Origin of the sequence: Actinomadura kijaniata, from assembly GCF_014138665.1 — a bacterium.
In the GTDB taxonomy this organism is placed as follows: domain Bacteria; phylum Actinomycetota; class Actinomycetes; order Streptosporangiales; family Streptosporangiaceae; genus Spirillospora; species Spirillospora kijaniata.
Genome location: NZ_JACJIA010000012.1, coordinates 1 through 19399, shown reverse-complemented (window position 1 = coordinate 19399; position 19399 = coordinate 1). Strand labels below are relative to the sequence as shown.

At 72.3% G+C, this 19399-nt stretch carries 17 protein-coding genes and 1 pseudogene; 7 read left to right on the top strand and 11 right to left on the bottom strand.

Going from position 1 to position 19399, the window contains the following annotated elements; genetic code table 11:
• Positions 1-61 precede the first annotated feature (61 nt).
• Both HNR61_RS35145 and HNR61_RS35140 read left to right on the top strand, forming a co-directional pair.
• A complete protein-coding gene (locus HNR61_RS35145) occupies positions 62-502 on the top strand; it encodes a transposase (protein ID WP_182847471.1) in 441 nt (146 codons plus the stop codon).
• 288 nt (positions 503-790) lie between these two features.
• Positions 791-1666 (top strand): NBR1-Ig-like domain-containing protein, encoded by an 876-nt coding sequence (locus HNR61_RS35140; RefSeq protein WP_182847470.1) that lies wholly within the window; start codon positions 791-793, stop codon positions 1664-1666.
• Positions 1667-1717: 51 nt separating this feature from the next.
• Here the strand turns inward: HNR61_RS35140 and HNR61_RS35135 are convergent, their stop codons facing one another.
• The 3 genes from HNR61_RS35135 to HNR61_RS35125 are packed head-to-tail and all read right to left on the bottom strand — an operon-like array spanning position 1718 to position 4463.
• Positions 1718-2653, bottom strand: coding sequence for a SpoIID/LytB domain-containing protein (locus HNR61_RS35135; RefSeq protein WP_182847469.1), 936 nt, complete (start codon positions 2651-2653; stop codon positions 1718-1720).
• Between the two features lie 35 nt (positions 2654-2688).
• On the bottom strand, positions 2689-3576 hold the full coding sequence (locus HNR61_RS35130; protein WP_182847468.1) for a peptidase inhibitor family I36 protein: 888 nt from the start codon (positions 3574-3576) through the stop codon (positions 2689-2691).
• A 41-nt stretch (positions 3577-3617) separates the two neighbouring features.
• The gene (locus HNR61_RS35125; protein WP_182847467.1) at positions 3618-4463 is read right to left on the bottom strand and encodes a peptidoglycan-binding protein; all 846 of its coding nucleotides are present in this window, start codon (positions 4461-4463) and stop codon (positions 3618-3620) included.
• 408 nt (positions 4464-4871) lie between these two features.
• On the opposite strand from HNR61_RS35125, the gene HNR61_RS35120 reads away from it, so the two are divergent.
• Together HNR61_RS35120 and HNR61_RS35115 are read left to right on the top strand one after the other, a co-directional pair.
• Positions 4872-5405, top strand: a complete 534-nt coding sequence (locus HNR61_RS35120) for an RNA polymerase sigma factor (RefSeq protein ID WP_182847466.1) — start codon at positions 4872-4874, stop codon at positions 5403-5405.
• Positions 5405-6445, top strand: coding sequence for a CU044_5270 family protein (locus HNR61_RS35115; protein WP_182847465.1), 1041 nt, complete (start codon positions 5405-5407; stop codon positions 6443-6445). The genes HNR61_RS35120 and HNR61_RS35115 overlap by 1 nt, the downstream gene beginning before the upstream one ends.
• Positions 6446-6459: 14 nt before the next feature.
• Here HNR61_RS35115 and HNR61_RS35110 read toward each other — a convergent pair whose 3' ends face one another.
• Positions 6460-6789: a cyclic-phosphate processing receiver domain-containing protein gene (locus HNR61_RS35110; protein WP_182847464.1), complete on the bottom strand. Its 330-nt coding sequence runs from the start codon at positions 6787-6789 to the stop codon at positions 6460-6462.
• Between the two features lie 4 nt (positions 6790-6793).
• On the bottom strand, positions 6794-7552 hold the full coding sequence (locus HNR61_RS35105) for a hypothetical protein (protein WP_182847463.1): 759 nt from the start codon (positions 7550-7552) through the stop codon (positions 6794-6796).
• Positions 7553-7652: 100 nt separating this feature from the next.
• On the opposite strand from HNR61_RS35105, the gene HNR61_RS35100 reads away from it, so the two are divergent.
• Together HNR61_RS35100 and HNR61_RS50190 are read left to right on the top strand one after the other, a co-directional pair.
• Positions 7653-9083: a DUF2201 family putative metallopeptidase gene (locus HNR61_RS35100; RefSeq protein WP_312898256.1), complete on the top strand. Its 1431-nt coding sequence runs from the start codon at positions 7653-7655 to the stop codon at positions 9081-9083.
• Between the two features lie 17 nt (positions 9084-9100).
• Complete coding sequence (locus tag HNR61_RS50190) at positions 9101-10966, top strand: ATP-binding protein (RefSeq protein WP_312898255.1); 1866 nt, start codon at positions 9101-9103, stop codon at positions 10964-10966.
• 34 nt (positions 10967-11000) lie between these two features.
• On the opposite strand, the gene HNR61_RS35090 is transcribed toward HNR61_RS50190, so the two are convergent.
• Genes HNR61_RS35090 through HNR61_RS35080 form a run of 3 tightly spaced genes read right to left on the bottom strand, consistent with a single transcriptional unit; the run spans position 11001 to position 14538 of the window.
• Positions 11001-12803: a hypothetical protein gene (locus HNR61_RS35090; protein WP_182847461.1), complete on the bottom strand. Its 1803-nt coding sequence runs from the start codon at positions 12801-12803 to the stop codon at positions 11001-11003.
• Positions 12800-13735, bottom strand: a complete 936-nt coding sequence (locus HNR61_RS35085; RefSeq protein WP_182847460.1) for a leucine-rich repeat domain-containing protein — start codon at positions 13733-13735, stop codon at positions 12800-12802. The genes HNR61_RS35090 and HNR61_RS35085 overlap by 4 nt, the downstream gene beginning before the upstream one ends.
• 44 nt (positions 13736-13779) lie before the next feature.
• Complete coding sequence (locus tag HNR61_RS35080; protein ID WP_182847459.1) at positions 13780-14538, bottom strand: isocitrate lyase/PEP mutase family protein; 759 nt, start codon at positions 14536-14538, stop codon at positions 13780-13782.
• 65 nt (positions 14539-14603) lie between these two features.
• On the opposite strand from HNR61_RS35080, the gene HNR61_RS35075 reads away from it, so the two are divergent.
• Positions 14604-15281, top strand: a complete 678-nt coding sequence (locus tag HNR61_RS35075; RefSeq protein WP_182847458.1) for an ArsR/SmtB family transcription factor — start codon at positions 14604-14606, stop codon at positions 15279-15281.
• A gap of 176 nt (positions 15282-15457) precedes the next feature.
• Here the strand turns inward: HNR61_RS35075 and HNR61_RS35070 are convergent, their stop codons facing one another.
• From HNR61_RS35070 to HNR61_RS35060, 3 genes and pseudogenes are all read right to left on the bottom strand, one after another.
• Entirely contained in the window at positions 15458-16876 is a 1419-nt protein-coding gene (locus HNR61_RS35070) for an alkaline phosphatase PhoX (protein ID WP_182847457.1), read from the bottom strand.
• A 322-nt stretch (positions 16877-17198) separates the two neighbouring features.
• Positions 17199-19082 carry a helix-turn-helix domain-containing protein gene (locus tag HNR61_RS35065; protein WP_182847456.1) on the bottom strand — a complete coding sequence of 628 codons (1884 nt, stop codon included), beginning with the start codon at positions 19080-19082 and terminating at the stop codon, positions 17199-17201.
• 76 nt (positions 19083-19158) lie between these two features.
• Positions 19159-19399: pseudogene (locus HNR61_RS35060) on the bottom strand (MFS transporter); the annotation flags it as partial.

The following is a 19399-nucleotide window of genomic DNA, read 5'->3' as shown; positions in this document are numbered from 1 at the left end:
TTGGAGCCGGGAAGATCTACGATGAGGTCGAAACCCGGATCCGTCGAAAGATCTGCACCCCATGGCCTATCAGGTGTCCTTCGAGACGATTCTGCGGGGTCTGCGCGAACGACTGGACGATGACGACCTCTTCGAGGTGTGTGATCTGCTCGTCTGGAGGACCGAGGACAACGGCTCCGAGTTGATGCGCGTCTGCGAGGACTGGCTGCGGCGGGGAACGGCCGTGGAGGTGTCGGCCGCCCTTGCGGTCAACGGCGGCGTCCACTTCGCGAGCAGGAGCGAATGGGAGGCCGAGATGCTGGGGGCCGCCGATCGCTATCCGTGGTTCCGGGATCGCATAGAGCACATTCTGCGCGACTGGTATGCGAAGCGGAAGGCGCAGGCGGTGCGCGAGGTGCTTCAGAACGGCACGCCGCTGTCCTTCGTGGCGCGCGGCCACGGCATCACCGAGGAAGAACTCCGGGGCTGGGTCGACGAGCACCTTGAGAGCTGCGGGTCATGAGTCACTCGTGCACGGAACGTGAGCGGCGGGCGGTCGCGGCCGGCCATCCGGGTGGATAAACCCTGTTTTCTGGACAGTTAGCGGAAGAATTTTTGGAATGCCCTTGATTCGACCGCCGATACCGGTTCGGTTTTGGGGTGAAGGCCGTGGGTCTTGAGTGAAGGCTGTGGGCGCTGTTAGCTTCGCCCGGTGGACGACGATAGGCGTGCACGGACGGAGGCCATCGCGGACTTCGCGGCGGCTCTGCGGGAACTCCGCAACTCAGTCGGCAATCCTTCTTTCCGGGAGATGTCCGGTAAGTCCGGCGCGATCTCCCACACGACGCTCCACGAGGCCACGAAGGGCAACCGGCTTCCGAGCTGGGGGACCACCGTCGAGTTCGTCAGGGCGTGCGGCGCGGATCCGGACGCGTACCGCGAACGCTGGGAGCAGGCGAACCTGGCGGTCAGGGCGACGGGCACCGGGGAGCAGGTGATCCTCGCGGGCGCCCCGGAGGCGCGGTCGTCCGGGGAGCTCGCGGTCTCCGCCACCGAGCTCAGCCCTGTCGTCATCGGGCCGCAGGAGCCGCGGCCGGCCGACGGGACCGCGGACGACGTCCCCGCGCCGGAGGGCGGCGGGCGTTTCCGGCTGACCCTTCCGATCGGGGCGACGCTCGCGACGGTCGCCGCGGGAGCGGTGATCATCAGTGTGGTCCTCCTCGACCGCGACTCCGGGCGCGGTTCGAACGCGTCCGGCCCCTCGCCGAAGGTCGCGGGGGCCCCGACCGCCTGCCCGGTGGCCCTCCAGCAGCCGGAGCCGGCCCCGCCGGCGCGCGCGGGCGACGCGGCCAGGTTCGTCGCGGACGTCACGCTGCCCGACTGCACGCGTGTCGGCGGCGGCAGGACCGTCACCAAGGTGTGGCGGATCAGGAACACCGGGACCGTGCCGTGGAAGGGGTACTCGCTGCTCCGCCTCGATCTGCCGCAGCGGGCCGACCACTGCCGGACCGAACCCCAGGTCCCGATCGACGACACGCGGCCGGGCGGGACGGTCGACATCCGGATCGACGTCACCACGCCGCGGAATCCGGGCCTGTGCTACGTGCGGTTCAAGCTGATGAACGACGCGGGAAGGGTCGCGTTCCCCGGGAGCCGGCCGGTCAACTTCCAGATCATCGTCAACTGACCCCGGCCCCCGCCGTGCGGAACACGGCGGGGGCCGGACGGTCGTCGGAGATCAGGAGCCGAGGACGATCCCCCGGTAGTAGGCCGTGAGGATCCTGGAGTGGGTCCAGCCCGCGTTGGCCTTGTCGCGGGAGCCGTACTGCGACATCCAGTCACCGTCGACCCACGCGCCGCACGCCGTCGTGGTGGCGCAGTACTGGGCCTGGAGGATCTTCCCGCCGCGGGTCATCCGGGTGCTCCACGTCGCGTCCACCGCGGCGTTCGTCGACGCCTTCGCCGAGCCGGGCCGGTACACCTGGCTCGACGTGGTGTCGTAGACGTCGAAGCACTCGCCCCACGACGTCCTGCGCGTCGAGTGCAGCGCCCAGTACCAGCCGTAGTTCTTGACGGCCACCGCCCCGGCCCGGAGGGACTCCCTCGGCCAGCTCGGCACCCATTCGTTGGGCAGGACGTTCTTGACGTAGGTCTTGAACGCCACCCGGTCCACGCGCTTGAGGGACACCCGGTACACGAGGATCGTGGTGGGAAGCCGGCTGTGGGTTCCGTCGGTCTTGCATCCGGTCGGCGGGGTGGAGCCCAGGAGCTGGTGCGAGGCGTTCTGGTTCTTCAGGCCGGAGTTCAGGTTGCCCTTGGCACCGGCCTTGAAGTCCTGATACCTGCCGCCGTAACCACTGTTGAAGTACACCCGCACGGTCTTACCGCTGCGGTTCCACACCGAGGCGGCCGCGTTCTTGACGCAGTCACCCTTCCCCGCGCCCGCACCCTTGAAGTCGAAACACGAAGGCTGCTTGGCGCCATAGTCGGCGACCGAACCGGTGAAGTCCGAGACCGAACCCTTGTTGTCGCTGTTGAAGTAGTAACAGAACTCGCCGCTCTCACACACACCGTTACGACCCGCCGCCGAAACCGGCGACGCCATCGCCAGCGCCGTCCCGGCGAGCGCCGTCGCGGCGGCCGCCGCGGTGAGCCGTGCAGTTCGCGTTGGCACAGTCGTCCTCCGCTGCGTTCAGGGGCCGTGGCGCGCTAGCGGACGTTGTAGCCCTGGGAGATCCAGAACTGGGTCGGGTTCGGGTTGTCCAGGTGCGGGTCGCCGACGCTCTTGGCGGCGCGCGTCTGCCGGCCGAGGCGCATCTCGACGTGGGTGTGCGCGGACGAGCTGGACGACACCCCGTGCCACGACTCGTCGGCGATGACCTGGCCGCGGCTGATCGTCTGGCCCACGCGCAGGGAGGACCGCGGAGCGGCGTGCAGGTAGATCACCGTCTTGTTCAGCGAGGCGTTGTAGACGGCGATCGTGGAGAGCCCGGACCTCCCGGTGTGCCCGCGGACGACGGAGACGAGCTTCCCGCTCGTCAGGGCGCGGACGTCGGAGCCGACGCCGCGGGCGATGTCGATGCCCTCGTGCCGTCCGGGGGTGGTGGTGTAGCCGTCGAAGCCGCAGGTGATGCGGCCGCCGCTGGCCGTGTACAGCCCGCGCGACATGTTCGTGCGCGCGGACGGCGAGAACTGGTGCGAGGCGTTCTGGTTCTTCAGGCCGGAGTTCAGGTTGCCCTTGGCACCGGCCTTGAAGTCCTGATACCTGCCGCCGTAACCACTGTTGAAGTACACCCGCACGGTCTTACCGCTGCGGTTCCACACCGAGGCGGCCGCGTTCTTGACGCAGTCACCCTTCCCCGCGCCCGCACCCTTGAAGTCGAAACACGAAGGCTGCTTGGCGCCATAGTCGGCGACCGAACCGGTGAAGTCCGAGACCGAACCCTTGTTGTCGCTGTTGAAGTAGTAACAGAACTCGCCGCTCTCACACACACCGTTACGACCCGCCGCCGAAACCGGCGACGCCATCGCCAGCGCCGTTCCGCCGAGCGCCATCGCGGCGGCCGCCGCGGTGAGGACCTTGTTGAGCGTTTTCATGCCGTTCTCCTTCTCTCTGGGAGCGTGGGGTTCGGAAGGGGTCAGCGCGCCTGGTACTCCTCCCAGGTGCGGATGGTGACCTTCGGGCCGTCGTCGGGGCCGCGGTCGGCGAGCCCGTTCCGGCCGAGGTAGTAGTCGCCGACCTGGTGCTGGGCCTGGCTGGACAGGTCGGTGTCGTTGATGGCGGTGGCGTGGATGTGCCATGGCCAGTCGCCCTGCCGGGGGCTTCGCACCCAGGCCGCGAAGCCGACGCGGCGCAGCGCGCGGACGGCCGCCTCGCGGGTGGCGGCGTTCATGCCCTTCACCGCGATGTCGACGACGCCGCCGCCGTCGTGGGTGCCCGCGGACGTGGGGTCGCCGCCGGGGTTGTACGACCCCTGTTCCAGCACCAGGCCCCGGCCGAGCAGCCGCTTCGCCTCGGCCAGCATGTTCCGCGTGCGGGTGTTGACGACGAAGCCGCCGGTGGACACCCGGGCGCCCGGCTCGATGGCGCGGGTGACCTTGAAGCGCCCGGATCCGAGCCTGACGAGCGACGTCCTGCCCGGCAGGCCGTTGGCCTGGATGCCGGTGTAGCCGAGCGATCTCTGGTACCTCGCGTAGGCGGCGACCGTCGTGGTGCCGAAGTACCCGTCCACCCACTTCCTGTCGAGCAGGCGCCGGTCGCGCAACGCCTGCTCGACGAGGAGCACGCCGGCCTTGGCTCCCGGGGTCAGCTTCTGGTCGGTCCGGCGCGGGTCGATCTGGGCCGCCTTGACGACGGCTTCCATGTTCACGTTCGGAAGAGCCCTGGCATCGGCCGCCAGCGCCGCCGTCATCCCGGGCGCCTCGGTGAGGGACACGAGCAGGGTGAACGACGCGAGAGCAGCGGCGTATGCGGGCAATTTCATTGTTTCTCCTGATTGCGAACGGGGAGCGATCTCGAAGACGATCCAAACGTCACAGGTCGCTCATCGCTTCACAAGAGAAACGGTGTTGTCAGACTGTCAGGTGAACTTCTCGGTGCCGTCGCGCACACCCTATGACATGCGGTTTACACCGAAACGGGCACCGACCCGCGCCAATGCCGAGACAGCCCGAACGCGCCGCGATGGGGGCGGCGCCGGGCGATGGGGAACGGCGTCCGCTCCCCTTTCCAAAGGCGATTCGGCCGCGCCCGCCCGGTCGTCGCTCCGGAGAGTTCCGTTCCCGCCGATGGTCACGTTGGCCGGGCGTGCGGCCCTTTGGTGTAAGACTTCGCCTTCAGCTGGACACAAGCCGGGTGACGGAGAGAGCGAACGGCGAAGGAAGGCTGGCGTGTGGGCACCCAAGACGACGACTCGGCCAGGTTCACGCGGCTCTATGCCCAGTGGTACGGGCATGTCCTGGCCTACGCGCGGCGGCGCGTGCAGGAGCACACCGCGCGGGACGTGACCGCGGAGACCTTCCTGGTCGCCTGGCGCCGGATGGAGGAGGTCCCCGACGATCCGCTGCCGTGGCTGTACGGCGTGGCGCGCCGGGTGCTGGCGAACGAGACCCGCCGGGCCGCCCGCGCCGACCGGCTCGCCGGGAAGGTCGCCCGCCAGCCCGTCCAGCACGGCCCCGACACCGCCGACCGCGTCACCGGGGGCATCGACGACGTCCTCACCGCGTTGCCGGAGGCCGACCGCGAGCTGCTGCGGCTCCTGGCCTGGGAGGACCTCAGCACCGCCCAGGCGGCGAAGGTCCTCGGCTGCCGTCCGGCCACGCTGGCGGTGCGCCTGCACCGGGCCCGCCGGCGGCTGCGCGCGCTGCTGGACCAGCGCGCCGGCTCCCGCCCGTCCACGTTCCCCGAGAGCTCGAAGGTGTCCTGATGCGTCGTTCGGAAACCGCCGCCCGTGACGTCCGCCGGACGCTGGCCGCGCACAACCCCGTCCCCGCCCCCGCGACGGAGGGGCTGGACGAGCGCGCCCGCGGTGATCTGGCCGCGATCCTCGCCGTCCCGCGCGACGCCCCCGCCCGCCGCCGGATGCCCGCCCGCCGCTGGGTGCCGGCCGCCGGTGTCGCCGCCGCGCTGGCCGTCGGCGGCACCGTGGCCGTCGACACGCTCCGGCCGCCCGCGCCCGTCTACGCGGCGACCCCGCCCGAGCTGGCCTACCAGCCCGAACCCGCCGCTCCCCCGGCCCGCGCCCTGCTGCTGCGCCTGGCCGCCAGGGCCCGCACCGCCCCTCCCCTGCCCGGCGGCGGACCCTACGGGTACGTCCGCACCCAGGGCTGGTACCTGGGCAGCCGGGTGGGTGACGACACGGTCACCTCCGCCGTCCTTCCCCAGCAGTCCGAACGCTGGATCGCCGCCGACGGCACCGGACGCGTCCGCACCACCACCCTGCCGCCGGTCTTCCCCGACGCCGCGAGCCGCGAGGCGTGGGAGGACGACGTGCCGCGCGGCCCGCACGTCGCCGACGGGCGGGCCGATTCCGCCATGTGGCGGCCCGGCAGCCTGTCCACCGATCCCGTCCGGCTCGCCCGGCAGCTGGAGAAGGGCCATCCGCCCGGCATCGGGCCCGTCGAGCGCCTGGTCGCCGTCACGGACCTCGCCAGGGAGCAGCCGATCCCGCCGGCGTTGCAGTCGGCGGTGCTCAAGGTGCTCGCCGGCACCCCGACGCTCGTCTACCGGGGCGGCGTGACCGACCGAGCCGGGCGGAAGGGGATCGCGTTCTCCATCGACTCCGCCTACTCCGGGCTCCCCACCCGCCACACGGTCATCTTCGCCGCCGACACCGGACGGCTGCTGGGGTACGAGGAGGTCCTGACCGGCACCGCCGGGAAGCTCAACGTCCGCCCCCGGTCCGTCACGTCCTACACCGTCTTCCTCCACTCCGGGCGCGCGCCGAACGACCGCGCCACGCCCTGACCGGCGGCCGGGTCTCAGGCGGTGGCCCGCCGGACCGGGTAGTGCCAGCGCCGGAGGGCGCGGACGACCGTCTCGGCCCCGGCGGGGTTGGCGCTGTGGACGTAGATCATGCCGATCCGGAACGGGCGGCCGTCGAAGGCCGCCTCCTCCAGCAGGGTCACGACGGGCATGATGCTGTCCTCGCCGCCCAGGTCGTGGTCGAGCCAGAGTTCGTCGATGACGCGGTCCCGGTGCTCCCGGAGCAGCAGGACGCCGTCGCGGCTGGTGCGGGCCACCCGCGTGGCCCGGGGCAGGGGACGCAGGTCGTCGACGCCGAGGACGACCGGACGCGCGCTCTCGTTCATCCGGTCATTGTTCAGGACCGGTGAGGCGGACGTACCCGTACGGGTTGAAGAACAGGTCGTCCTCGTCGTAGCGGTCGCAGGGGCCGGTGCGCAGCAGCCGGCGCGGGGCGTCCTCGGTCAGCCGGAAGCCGGCGCCGTCCTCGATCTCCTCCGCGCGCGGGTCGGTCAGCAGGTAGATCGCCAGCGCGTCCAGATGGACGACCAGGTCGGACAGGCCGTCCCCGGCGAGCCGCCCCTCGTCGGCCTCGATCTCCACCTCGGGCGCGCCGAGCAGGTGCATGCCGCAGCTGTAGAGCACCCGGCCGTCGTAGATCGGCCGCTTCACCCAGGCGGCGACGAGCGCGGCGGCCAGGTCCTCGGCCTCGGCGCCGGCCGCCTCGGCGGCCAGCGCGAGCCAGCGGTCCCGGCCGTGCGCGATGCCGCTGCTCTCGTTCTTCACCGCGGTGGCGCCGGACCGCAGCAGGGCGGCCGTCGCCGCCAGCAGCCGCCGCGAGGTGTCCACCGACAGCTCCCGCATCATCGGCGCGGACAGCAGGTAGCCGACGGTGTCGTGGGACTCCACCGCGTCCCGGTCGGCCTCCTCGAACGACGCCGCGGCCATGCCGGCCTCGAACGCGTCCGGCATCCGGGGGTCGGGCCCGGTCTCGGAGTACTCGCGGTCGAGCACGAACCCGCCGAACCCGGCGGCGGTCCGTTCCATCTCCGCGAGGTCCAGTCCGGAGCCGAGCACGCACAGGACATGGCGGGGCATCGCATCGCTCATCCCGGCACGCTACCGATGATCATGGGTGATCGCGGCGCGTTCTGTCGGATCCGCCCGCTATCGTCCCCTGCGGTAGGGGACGAGCGACGACGGGGGCCGCGTGCCGGAAGCTGACCACCATGCGATCGGCGCCGGGTCCCGACCGCCCGACCTGCGCCGCCTGCTGGCGGAGGAGCCGGCCGATCCGGAGATCGTGGAGCGGGCCCGGCGGCGCAAGGAGTCCGCGCTGCTGGACTTCGGGGTCGGGCAGAGCGTGGTGGCGTCCTGGCTGTACACCAAGTGCCACCATCACATCCCGACGGTCTCGGTCCCCACCGCCGCGGTGGTGGTCACCGGCGACGGCGGCTGCGCCCTGCTCTACAACCCGTACTTCTTCGTGGAGCTGGACCTCGACGGGGTCAAGTTCGTGCTGTTCCACGAGGCCCGGCATCTGATGCACCGGCACCTGTACGTGGACGAGGAGCTGCGCACCGACCCGGTGTTCGCCCTGGCCGCCGAGGTGTCCATCAACCACGTCGCCCTGCGCCGGTTGCGACGGCCCGGCCTGCCCACGGTCCCGGACGGCGACGGGCGGCGGGAGCCGGTCGGCGTCGACCCCGGGGCGGTCTACGAGGCGTACCGGGAGGACCTGCGGCGGCAGGGGCTGTCCCCGCTGCCGTACGACGAGTTCGTCGACACCGACCTGACGGTCTACGGCGAGCTGCGCCGGATGAAGGCGCTCGACGAGCCCGTGTCGAGGTACTGCGTCCATCTGCACGGCTCCCCCGGCGACGGCGGTGGCGTCCCGCTGGACCCCGAGACCCTGGAGCGGCTGGGCGACGAGGTGCTGGACGAGGTGATGCGGGCCGCGCTGCGCGGGAACCCGGCGGCGCGCGACGAGCTGCTCGCCCTGGCCGACCGCGCGGCCGGTGGCGGGGAGCGGCTGGACCTGCTGTGGGCCCGCCTGGGTCTGGACAAGTTGCGCGGGGTCACCCCGAAGACCCGCCGCGTCGACTGGTGGCAGCGGTGGCTGATCGACGTGCTCACCTCGAAGCTGGCCGAGGGCGACCGGCTGGTCTATCCGAAGAAGCACGGCGCGATCCTGCTGGCGCTGGGCCACGACCCGATGCTGACCCGGCGCGGACCGGAGCGGAGGAAGGTCGTGCTGGTCGCGTTCGACACGTCGGGGTCGATGCCCGACTCCGTGGTCGACTGGCTGACCACCCTGGTCGGGCAGACCGACGGGGTGGAGAGCCACTGGCTCGGCTTCGACGGCGTCGTGCGGCCGTTCGTCCCCGGGGAACGGGTGCTGGGCGGCGGCGGCACCGACTTCCAGAACGTCGTCGACTACGCCGAGGGCAGGCTCGAAGTGGACGGCAGGCGCTTCGAGGCGGAACCCGACGCGATCATCATGGTGACCGACGGGTACGCGCCGCCCGTCACGCCCGCCGACCCCGACCGGTGGATCTGGCTGATCACCGACGGCGGTGACGACTGGCCGGACCGGCACCACCTCCCGATGGCCTGTCACCGGGTCACGTCCGGACGATGACCGAGGAGAGCCCAGCAGTGACCGCTTCGAAGCAGTTCCCCGGGCAGCGGCGGTGGACGGCCACCGCCACCTATCCGGAACCGCCCGGGGACGGCCCGGCCACGAGGCTGGAGGAGTTCGTCGACGCGATGATCGCCACCGGCCAGACCGGGCAGATCTTCGGCGAGCACGGCATCGGCAAGACCTCCACGTTCGTGTCGTACATCCCGAAGCGGTACCCCGGCACCACCCTGGTGGTCGTCCCCGCGGCCAACCTCACCCCGGACGACCTGCTGGTCAACGCCCCGGTGCGCGACGACCGCAGCGGGGAGCTGGCGCTCCGCCAGCTCGTCATGCGGCAGCTCGTCCCCGGCACCCCGTTCGTCCTGCTCATCGACGACTCGTTGCAGGCGGGCAGCACGGTGCAGTCGCAGCTCATGCAGATCGCCTGCGACTGGACGCTGGGCGAGCACGACCTGCGCGCGCTGGGCTGCGTCGGGGTGTTCCTCACCGACAACGAGTCGCTGGCCGAGACCAGCGCGCCCCGGTCCGACCTGGCGGTCCTGGACCGGATGGTCACCATCCGGCTCACCGCGAACGACACCGCGTGGCGGTCGGCGCTGGCCGAGCGCTACCCGGACTGGAACCTGCGCGAGGTGTTCCGGCAGTGGGCCTCCCTCGGCCCGGAGCTGCGCCACCTGTTCTCCCCGCGCACCCTGCAACACGTGCTCGACTGCGCCCGCGCGGGCTTCCCGCTGGCCTGGGGGCTGCCCCTGCTGAACGGTCGGCGGCTGGCGCTGGTCGAGCCGGGAAGGGACGGCGGGCCGGGCCGGGACCGTACGGCGGAGGTGCTCGACGGCATCGCCGCGGCGGTCGGGGTGAACAACCCGGCCACCGTGGCCGACCCGGTCCGCCGCATCCTCCGGGCCGCGATGACCCACCGCTGGGCGGTCCTGCTCCAGGGGCCGCCGGGGTGCGGCAAGACGGAGATCACCAAGCAGATCGCCCGGGAGGAGACCGGCCGCGACCCGGTCTACTTCTCGCTGCCGGTGACCAACGTCGAGGACCTGTGCGTGCCGGTGCCCACCCCGGACGGGACGCTGGACGCCATGCTCACCCGGTCGCTGCTCGACCCGGAGCCCAAGGTGCTGGTCTGGGACGAGTACAACCGGCCGAAGGACAAGGCGGCCTTCGCCAAGCTGATGGAGATCACCCAGGAGTGGACGCTCGCCGGGCGCCCGATCCCGGGTCTGCGGGCCCAGGTGGCGTTGCAGAACCCGCCGTACCACCTGGGCCGCAAGCTGCTGGTCTCCGCCAACAACGTGGCCCAGGCCAGCCGGTTCACCGTCAGCTACGAGGTGCGCCCGGAGGACATCCCGGCCAACGAGTGGCTGATCTCGACGTACGGCGAGACGGCCGTGACGGTCCTGGAGTGGTGGCACAACGACATCGACGACGAGGGCCGGGACTGGATCACCAAACGCACCCTGGAACGGCTGATCAAACTGCACGGGGCGGGCATGCCGCTGCGCCCGGCCCTGATCTACCTCGGCGACGGCGAGTACGCCCCGGTGCCGCTGTCCGGGCTGGAGGCGCGGCTGGCCGGACAGCGACGCGTCGGCCTGGTCGAGATCGCCCGGGACCTCGCGGCCTGGGAGGCCCGGCTGGCGGCCGCCGCCGAGACGAGCACGGAGGGCACCGACGACACCGACCTGGTCCACCAGGTGTTCTCCAACGCCGAGGTGTCCCAGCTGGAGAGACACCTCGACGTCGTGGCCCGGCTGCTGCCGTACCTGCCGCCGAAGCTGCGGGCCACCTACCTGGTCGGGCAGACCCCGGAACGGCAGCGCTTCTGGGTGACCGCCCTGGCCCGGATGGCCGAGCTGGCCGCGGCCGGGGGCTGACCGCCCTCGGCCGGTACCGGGAGGCGGCGCGGTCCTAGTCCTCGTCCTCCTCGTACTCGTCGTAGTCCAGGTCGCTCTCGTCGTACCGGCGGATCATGGGGACGGACACCGTGGCCTGCTCGTGGTTCACCGTCCAGGAGTTGCGGAAGAAGTCGAACCGCAGGTGGTAGCAGTCGGCGAGCTCGGTGAAGAGGATCGGCGGAACGAGGAAGTGCGCCGCCTCGACGGTGGCCGCGGTCTCGACGAAGCGTTCGGGAGAGATGTCGGGCCCCTGGCAGGCGGCGAAGTTCACGGGCGTGAGCGACTCCCTGCCGAGGACGTGGATGAGGTTGCCCTGGACCACGAACCTGTCCGGGTCGAGGAGCACGTCCTCACCGAGCATCAGGATCGGCGCGGGCGTGATCTCCGCCTTCGCCTCGTCCTGGGCGTGTGTGTAGCACTCGATGACGTCGGCCTGGCGCGTGGTCTCGAAACCGTCCAAGCCATGGAACGCGCAGCAGGGCAGCTCCCTGCCGTCGGGTTGCTCCGGCTCGGGGAAGAGCATGGACTTGTCGAACGGCGCGACGGCCGACTCGCCGCCCCTGTCCCTGAGGAAGCCGGGGATCCACGCGGTGTCGTCGGCCTCGATCACCTCCGAGTGGCAGAGGGTCCGGAACGGCGCGTCGCCGATCTTGCAGTTGAAGTAGTCCAGCAGCGTGATCGCCGCGCACTCGGCCGGGGAGAGGCCGTCGCCCTTGGCGAACCAGAAGTCGTAGCCGTTCGCGACGTAGTGCACGCCGCGGAACCGCTTGTGGACGAAGGGCTCGTGGTCGGTGCCGGGGGCGAGGCCGTTCCAGTGCGCGGCGGCGACCTGGTTGTAGTAGGCGTCGGCGTGACGGGCCAGTTCGGGGGCGAAGACGCTCTCCCCCGTCCAGTAGCACGCCTTGCCGAACAGCGCGCCGATCTCGGGGTCGTGGGCGAGCTCGGGCTCGGTGAAGACGAGTTCGGTGCGCAGGAAGACCTTGCGGCCGTCGCGGTAGGGCGCGCCCTCGTGCTCGTAGCGCTGGTCGAAGATGACGCAGGTGAAGGGCTCGATCGTCGTGAGCGCGGCCTCCCCGGCGAGGTCGAGGACGGGCTCGCCCTCGCCGCCGGTGAGGTAGAGCAGGACGGTGTGGCGGGAGACGTGACGGCGCGCGGAGTCGTAGTAGGGCGTGTCGAGGTGGCGGTGGAAGTTGGCGTCGTCGGGCTCGAAGCGGTTGCAGCGGAACACGGGGTTCACGTGCGAGAAGCCGTCGAGCAGCGGCTCCGGCAGCGCCTTGGTCACCGCCGCGGTGAGGGCTTCGGCGAGCAGCGCCGAGTGGAAGACGAAGCGTTCGCCGCCCCGCGAGGAGGCGTTGAGCGGCGGGACGTAGAGGCCCATCGCGTCGAGGTCCGCGAGGCGGGCGCGGGCGGCGTCCGGGAGCCGCAGCGAGAACGTGTGGGCGTCCTTCGCGAACTCCTCGCCCCCGGCCAGCTCGAACTCCAGGGGCACGTCCTCGAACAGCCGGTCGAGCGGGAGGATGTTCTCGAACGTCCGGAACGACATCTCGCGCGGGTCGGCGAAGACGGCGGCGAGGTACGGCGCGGTCTCGACGGGCCGGGCGAACAGGTCGCGCACGCCGGCGTCGAGGCGTTCGGCGTCGACGAAGCGCACCGCCTTGAACCGCGCCGTCGGGTGCCAGGAGACCGCGAGCCCGTCGATCGTCGCGGCCGGTTCGGCGTCGGTCGCGTCGACCCGCGCGCGGTAGCGGGCGACCTCGTCGTCGGGGGCCGGGCCTGTCGAGAGGGCGAAGAAACGGTCGCGTAGTTCGGTGCTCATACGCTTCTCCAGTAGCTGCGCATCGCGGGTGGGAGCTGGGGGGCGCGCGCGAGCAGCGCCGCGCCGTCGTCTTCGACGTCCGCGCGGTACAGGTGCAGTCGGGTGAGCGAGCCGACGAACGGCGCCTCCAGCAGGGCCCGCACCCCCTCCGCGCCGATCTTGTTGTAACGCAGGTCGAGCTCGGTCAGCCTTCCGAAACGGTGGAGCGCGGACACGCCCTTCGCGGTGAGCGCGTTCCGCTGGAGGCGCAGACGGCGCACGCCGCCGAAGCTCGGGGACTCCGCGAGGGCCGCCAGGCCGTCGTCGCCGACGCGGGTGTACCGCAGGTCGAGCGTCTCGATCCGCCCCGGAGCGGCACTCCTGACGTCGGACGCCTCAAGGCGCAGGTACGTCGAGACGGCGAGGGCGCCGGCGCCGAGCGCGCCGATGCGCAGGTACGACAGGTCGAGCTCGGTGAGCCGACCGAGATCGAGCGTCGCGAGGGCGCCGGTGTCGATGTCCGGGGACGGGTCGGTGCTCTCGATCTCGACCTCGTCCTCCCAGTCCCACTCCAGCTCCTCCGCGTTCTGAGGGGGCGGCGCGATCCGCAGCGCGGTCACGAACGGGGCCCGCAGGGCCTGCTCGATCCGCACGGGCGCGTCGTCGGACCACTCGACGGCGACCTTCGTGGGGAACCCGTACCGGCGTTCGAGGACGGTCGTCTCCGGCGGCAGCGTCGTGTCCCAACCCTGCCGGTGCTCCTCCACGAGCGCGGCGCACTCGCGTTCCAGGGCGGCGCGTTCGGCGGCACCGGCGCGCGCACGCCGTCGTTCGAGGCGGATCAGCGTTCCCCGCTCGTCGCCCCTCTCGGTGAGCCGGTCGCCATAGGCACTCCATGAGTCCAGGTCGCCGGGATGGTCCCGCAGTCTCTGTTCAAGAGCCGCTACGTCCATTCACCGGAGCTTATGATCAAGGTCTGACATTCCGCCGGGCTTCGTCAGATCCGAAGATCCTCGTAACTCGGGATGCCGGTGGGGATCTCCCCGTTGTCGCGGACCGCCTTCGCCGTCGCGACGCCCGCGGCGAGGGCCGCCCGGTAGAGCAGGGAACCCATGCTGACGCGCCTGACTCCCAGGTCGCCCAGCTCGGCCACCGTGTGGCGGCCCGGCAGGAAGAGCACGTTCACCGGGGCGCCGAGGGCGGTGAGCTCCGCGATGTCGGCCGCCTCGGCGACGCCCGGGACGAAGACGCCGTCCGCTCCGGCGTCCCGGTAGATCGCGGCGCGGCCCAGGGCGGTGGCCAGGGGATCCGGCGTGTACAGCCAGAACGCGTCGGTGCGCGCGTTGACGAACAGGTCCGGCGCGGTCTCCTTGATCACGCGGATCGAGTCGCGGAGCTCGGCGGGGTCGGCGAGGGTGCCGCCGGGGCGGCCGTCCTCGATGTTGACGCCCGCGACGCCCAGGGCGGCGAGCCTGCCGACCACGTCGGCGACGCGTCCGAAACCCCCCTCGATGTCGACCGTGACCGGGCACGGGAGCGCCGCCAGGGTTCCGGCCAGGGCCAGGGTTTCGGTCAGGGTCGCGGACTCCGCGTCCGGTTTGCCCGCCGCGGCCGCCACGCCGAGGCTCGTCGTCCCCACCGCCTCGAAACCGGCTGCGAGCAGGAGCGAGGCGGAGGCGTGGTCCCAGGCGTTCGGGAGCAGGAGCGGGGTGTCCGCGTGGTGGAGGGACCTGAACTGAGCGCATCGATCGACCATGACCGGAACGCTAGGGGCGCGAGGTTTCGGTGCGCGCCGAACCGTTCCGGGCGGATGATGGGGACATGACGATCACGGTGGCGAAGCTCCTGGCGGACGACACGCGCGCGGCGATGTGCCTGGCGCTCATGGACGGCCGGGCGCGCACCGCCGGGGAACTGGCCCGCCATGTCGGCGTGGCGCCGTCGACCGCCACCGAGCACCTGTCGCGGCTGGTCGAGGGCGGGCTTCTCGTCGAGGCGCGGCAGGGCAGGCACCGTTACCTCCGGCTGGCCGGTCCCCGGGCCGCCGAGCTGCTGGAGATCCTCACCGCCTTCGGCCCCCGGCCGGAGGCGAAGGTGAACTCCCTGCGCGCCCACCGGACGGCCAAGGCCCTGGCGTTCGCCCGGACGTGCTACGACCACCTGGCGGGAACGCTCGGGGTCGCGGTCACCGACCGCCTCGTGGAACGGGGCGTTCTCGACGAGGACGGGTTGACCGTCAGCGACGCGGGACGGGTCTGGTTCGCCGGGTTCCTCGGCGAGGAGCTGGTGACGCGCGGCCGCCGGCCGGTGTCCCGGTCCTGCCTCGACTGGACCGAGCGACGCCCGCACCTGGCGGGCGTCGCCGGTCAGGCGCTGCTGCGGAGCTTCGTCGAACGGGAGTGGCTGACCCCCCGGGAGACACCCCGCGCCCTGCGGCTCACCCCCCAGGGCCGGGAGGCGCTGGGGGACCTGTTCGCACTGGAGCTGGACGCCGCCTAGAGCCTGTTCCAAAGTGGGCCTCAGCCGCGCACGCGAGCGCGTTACCTGGCCTGCGGGCCCGACGCCGGAGGCGAGGGATCGCAGGCCAGATCGCGAAGCGATGTCGCGCTCGCCAAGCCCTGGTGAGGTGCGAGCCCCCGGGGCGAGCGCCGTAGGCCAGGGCTTCGAAACACGGCCTAGAACGGGCCGCGGTGCCAGGGGCCCCAGATCGCGAGTGTCATGCCCACCTTCGACTGGATGTTGACGAAGAGGGTCCCGCCGTCGGGGGAGAACGTCGAGCCCGCGAACTCCGCGCCCGGGTCCTCCGCGACCGGCTCCATCCGGGCGAAGTCGAACAGCGAGCCCCGCGTCGTCAGGCCGCGCAGGTAGTTCGCCTCGTCGCCGTCCTCGCACAGCACCAGCGCGCCCCGGCGGCTGTGCGTGATGTTGTCCGGCAGGTCCAGCAGGTCGGCCGACGGGGACTCGACGACCAGGCGCAGGCGGCCCGAACGCGTGTCGTACGCCCAGATCTGCCCGCGCCCGTCGCCGAAACCGGCGGGGACGGGCTGGGTCACGGGCGCGCCGCCCTGCGTGGAGACGAAGTGGACGACGCCGCGGTCGAAGACCGCGCCTTCGAGGCGGGAGAACAGCGCCGCCCCCCGCGCGCGGCCCTGGGAACTGACGTGGGTGAGGGCCTCGGCGTTGGTGGGCTTGACGGTCCAGGTCGGGTCCGGGTCGTCGATGTCCACCCAGGTCGTCTCGTAGACGACGCCCTTCGGCTGGCCCTGGGACAGGTCGGCGTTCGGCCGTCCCTTGACCGCGAGCATCTGGAGGCGGCCGCCGTCCAGCAGGCGGCCGGTGCGCATCGGGTTCTTCGGCGGCAGGTAGCGGTAGAAGCCCGAGGGGGCGTCGAAGCAGTCCTCGGTCAGGTAGATCGCGCCGGTGCGGGGGTCGCAGACGGCCGACTCGTGGGCGAAGCGGCCCGCCGACCGGATCGGCGCGGACTCCCCCTTCCCGTGGACCGGAACCTCGAACAGGTAGCCGTGCTTCTGAGTGAGCTTGGTGTTGTCGGCGCCGCTGAAGTCGTTGCCGACGTCGGGGCCGTTGACGGTCTCCTCGCAGGTCACCCAGCTTCCCCACGGCATCGGGCCACCGGAGCAGTTCATCTGGGTGCCGTTGAGGCTCACGCGGGCGTCCAGCACCTCGCCCCACGGGGTGACGCGCAGCGTGCAGGTGCCGCCGCCCGCCATCGGGTCGTAGGCGGCGGACCGGTCGCCGAACGCGCCCACCGGCCCGTTGACCTCATGGTTGCGGACCAGGACCACCGAGCCGCGCGGCCCCCGGAACGCGGCCATGCCGTCGTGCTTGCCGGGGGTCGTCGAGCCGTCGCCGAGCGGGGAGCCCGCCGGGTTGAACGAGCGGTAGCGGAAACCCTCGGGCAGGTGCAGGCGGACCTTTCCGTCGCGCAGGTCCCGGACCGGGCGCAGGCCGCCGTAGCCGCGGTGGCGGCGACGGGTCTCGGCGTGCGCCGCCACGCCCTGGAACGGTCCGCCCAAGCCCAGGGCGGCTCCGGCGGCCAGGGTCGCTCCACCGGCCAGGAAGTGACGACGTTCCATGAATGACACCTTTCGAGGAGGTTAATGCCTGGCCAACACCTATCGTCTCCGCAGGCCAGAGCCGAGCACGAACCGTTAACGATCTGGTTGGCGTCAGTTCCGGGGGCGGCGTCGCCATCGTCGGCAGCAACCGCTGGGCGGGCGTCCTGGTCCACTCCGCGCTGCGGACGGTCTCGTAGGCCCAGCGGGTGCCGGGACGCCGCGATGATCTCGGCGTCGGTCGGTTCCGGGCCGGGGCGGGTTCGGTCGTCATCGGAACTCCTCGGGGGGTCGGCGCGAGAGCGGGCACACTCCTGATCGCCCGCAGCGTCGCGGATCCTTCTCAGTCCCCGAGGAGTTTGTGCAGGCGTAGCGCGAGCTGGTTCTCCAGGGCTCGGGCGGGGGTGTTCCAGTCGTCGCCGAGCAGTTGCTGAACGCGGTCCAGGCGCTGCACGACGGTGTTGACGTGGACGTGCAGGGCGTCCTTGGCCTTGGCGAGGCTCGCGCCGTGCGCGTAGTAGGCGTCCAGCGTGCGGACCAGTTCGGTGCCCCGGCGGCGGTCGTAGTCGAGGACGGGGCCGAGGACGCGTTCCACGTAGCCGCGGATGTCGGCACGGTCGCCCAGCAGCACCCCCAGGAACCCCAGCGCGGGCAGGTCCGCGCCCTCCCCGGCGCGGCCGAGGGTGCGCAGCGCCCGCACGCAGCGCGCCGCCTCGTCGTAGGCGGCCGGGAGGTCGGTGGTGGGTCCGGCGGCGCCGGTGGTGACGGGCGCGCCGAGGGCCGCGCCGAGCTCGGCCGACAGGACGCGGGCCAGCTCGCCGGGGGTGTCGGTGGGGGCGAGCAGGACGGCGTTGCCCTGGTGGGGTCCGGCCAGGCCGCCGAGGGCGCGGGCGCGGCGGGTCGCCTCGGCGACCAGCCGGGGGCGGCGGGAGGCGTCGCAGGACAGCACCAGCACCGCGTGCGGGCGGGTGAGGTTGATGCCGAGCCTGCGGGCGCGCAGCGTGAGGCTGTCGGTGCTGCCGCCGGTCAGCAGGTCGCCGAGGAGCTCGCCGCGCACCCGGTCCTCGGCCTCGGCGACGCTGCGGCGCAGCAGCAACAGCAGCGCGGTGACCAGGCCCGCGCGCTCGAACAGGCGGCGGTCGCTGTCGGCGAGGCCGGCGCGGCCGGTGAGGGCCATGCTGCCGAGGAGCTCGGGACCGGCGAGGACGGCGTAGATCCACGTCCCGTCGACCGGGACGGCCTGGCCGCTGGCACGGGAGGCGGCGACGCCCTGCGCGGGCGGGGCGACCGGGTCGGTGCCGACCCGCGCCAGCTCCAGCCCGTCGGCGTCGTGCACGACCAGGCCGCCGTCCAGCAGCGCGGCGATCTCGGTGGCGACCTCGGTGACGTCGCCGCCGCGCAGCACCAGCTCGGTGAGGCGGTCGTGGACCTCGGCGGCGCGGCGCATGGCCTCGCTGTGGGCGCGGGCGGTCTCGGTGGCGGCGTTCAGCTCGACGAGGGTCGCGCGGGTCTCCTCCAGCAGCCGGGCGTTGTCGATGGCGACGGCGGCGTGGTCGGCCAGCGACGACAGCAGCGCGACGGCGTCGGGGCCGAAGTCGCGGGGCGCCCGGTCGGCGGCGTACAGCACGCCGATCACGCGGGGGCCGAGGCGCAGCGGGACGCCGAGGATGCCGCGCAGGCCCTCCTCGCCCACGCCGTGGTCGATGGTCGGGGTGTGCTTGAAGCGGGTGTCGGTCCGGTAGTCGCGGGTGGCGTAGGGGCGGGCGGTCTGCGCGACCAGCCCGCCGAGGCCCTCCCCCATGCCCAGCCGGAGCTGCTGGAACGCCGCCGACGCCGACCCGTCGGTGACCCGCATGAACGTGTCGCCGGCCTCGGGGTCGTTCATGGTCAGGTAGGCGACGTCGGTGCCCAGCAGGGTGCGGGCGCGGTGGACGATGGCGCGCAGCACGGCGTCGAGGTTGCGGAGGGCGGCCAGGTCCCCGGCGGTGTCGAAGAGGGCGGCCAGCTCCTTCTCGCGGCGGCGGCTCTGCCGGAGGATGCGGCGGATGTCCAGGGCGGTCTGGGTGGCCTCGGCGATGACGGCCTGCACGGCGGGGTCGGCCCCGGCGTCGCGGGCACGGGCGGCGGGCCCGCCGAAGTCCTCGGCGGGCGCGTCGCCCGCGAGCAGGTCCAGCAGCCCGCGCAGGGCGTTCACGGCGGGGTTGTCTGACACGTCCACGCTGCTCATGCTGGCATCCCGGAGGCGGTGAGCCGCGGCGCGCGACCCGTTCGCGACGGGTGGCGCGCCGCGGCTCGCGGGCGGGTCAGGCGATCTCCGGGCTCGGCGCCTTGGCGGTGCGCGGCCGTTCGGCCAGCACCGCCGACAGGTCGCGGCCCCGCGTCTCCCGCGCGACCGCCACCGTGATCGTGGTGACGATCGCGGCCACGCACAGGTAGAGGGAGACGGGGGTGGCGGAGTCGTAGTCCTTGAGGAGTTCGACGGCGATGATGGGGGCCAGGGCGCCGGCGATGATCGAGGACAGCTGCGAGCCCATGGAGGCGCCG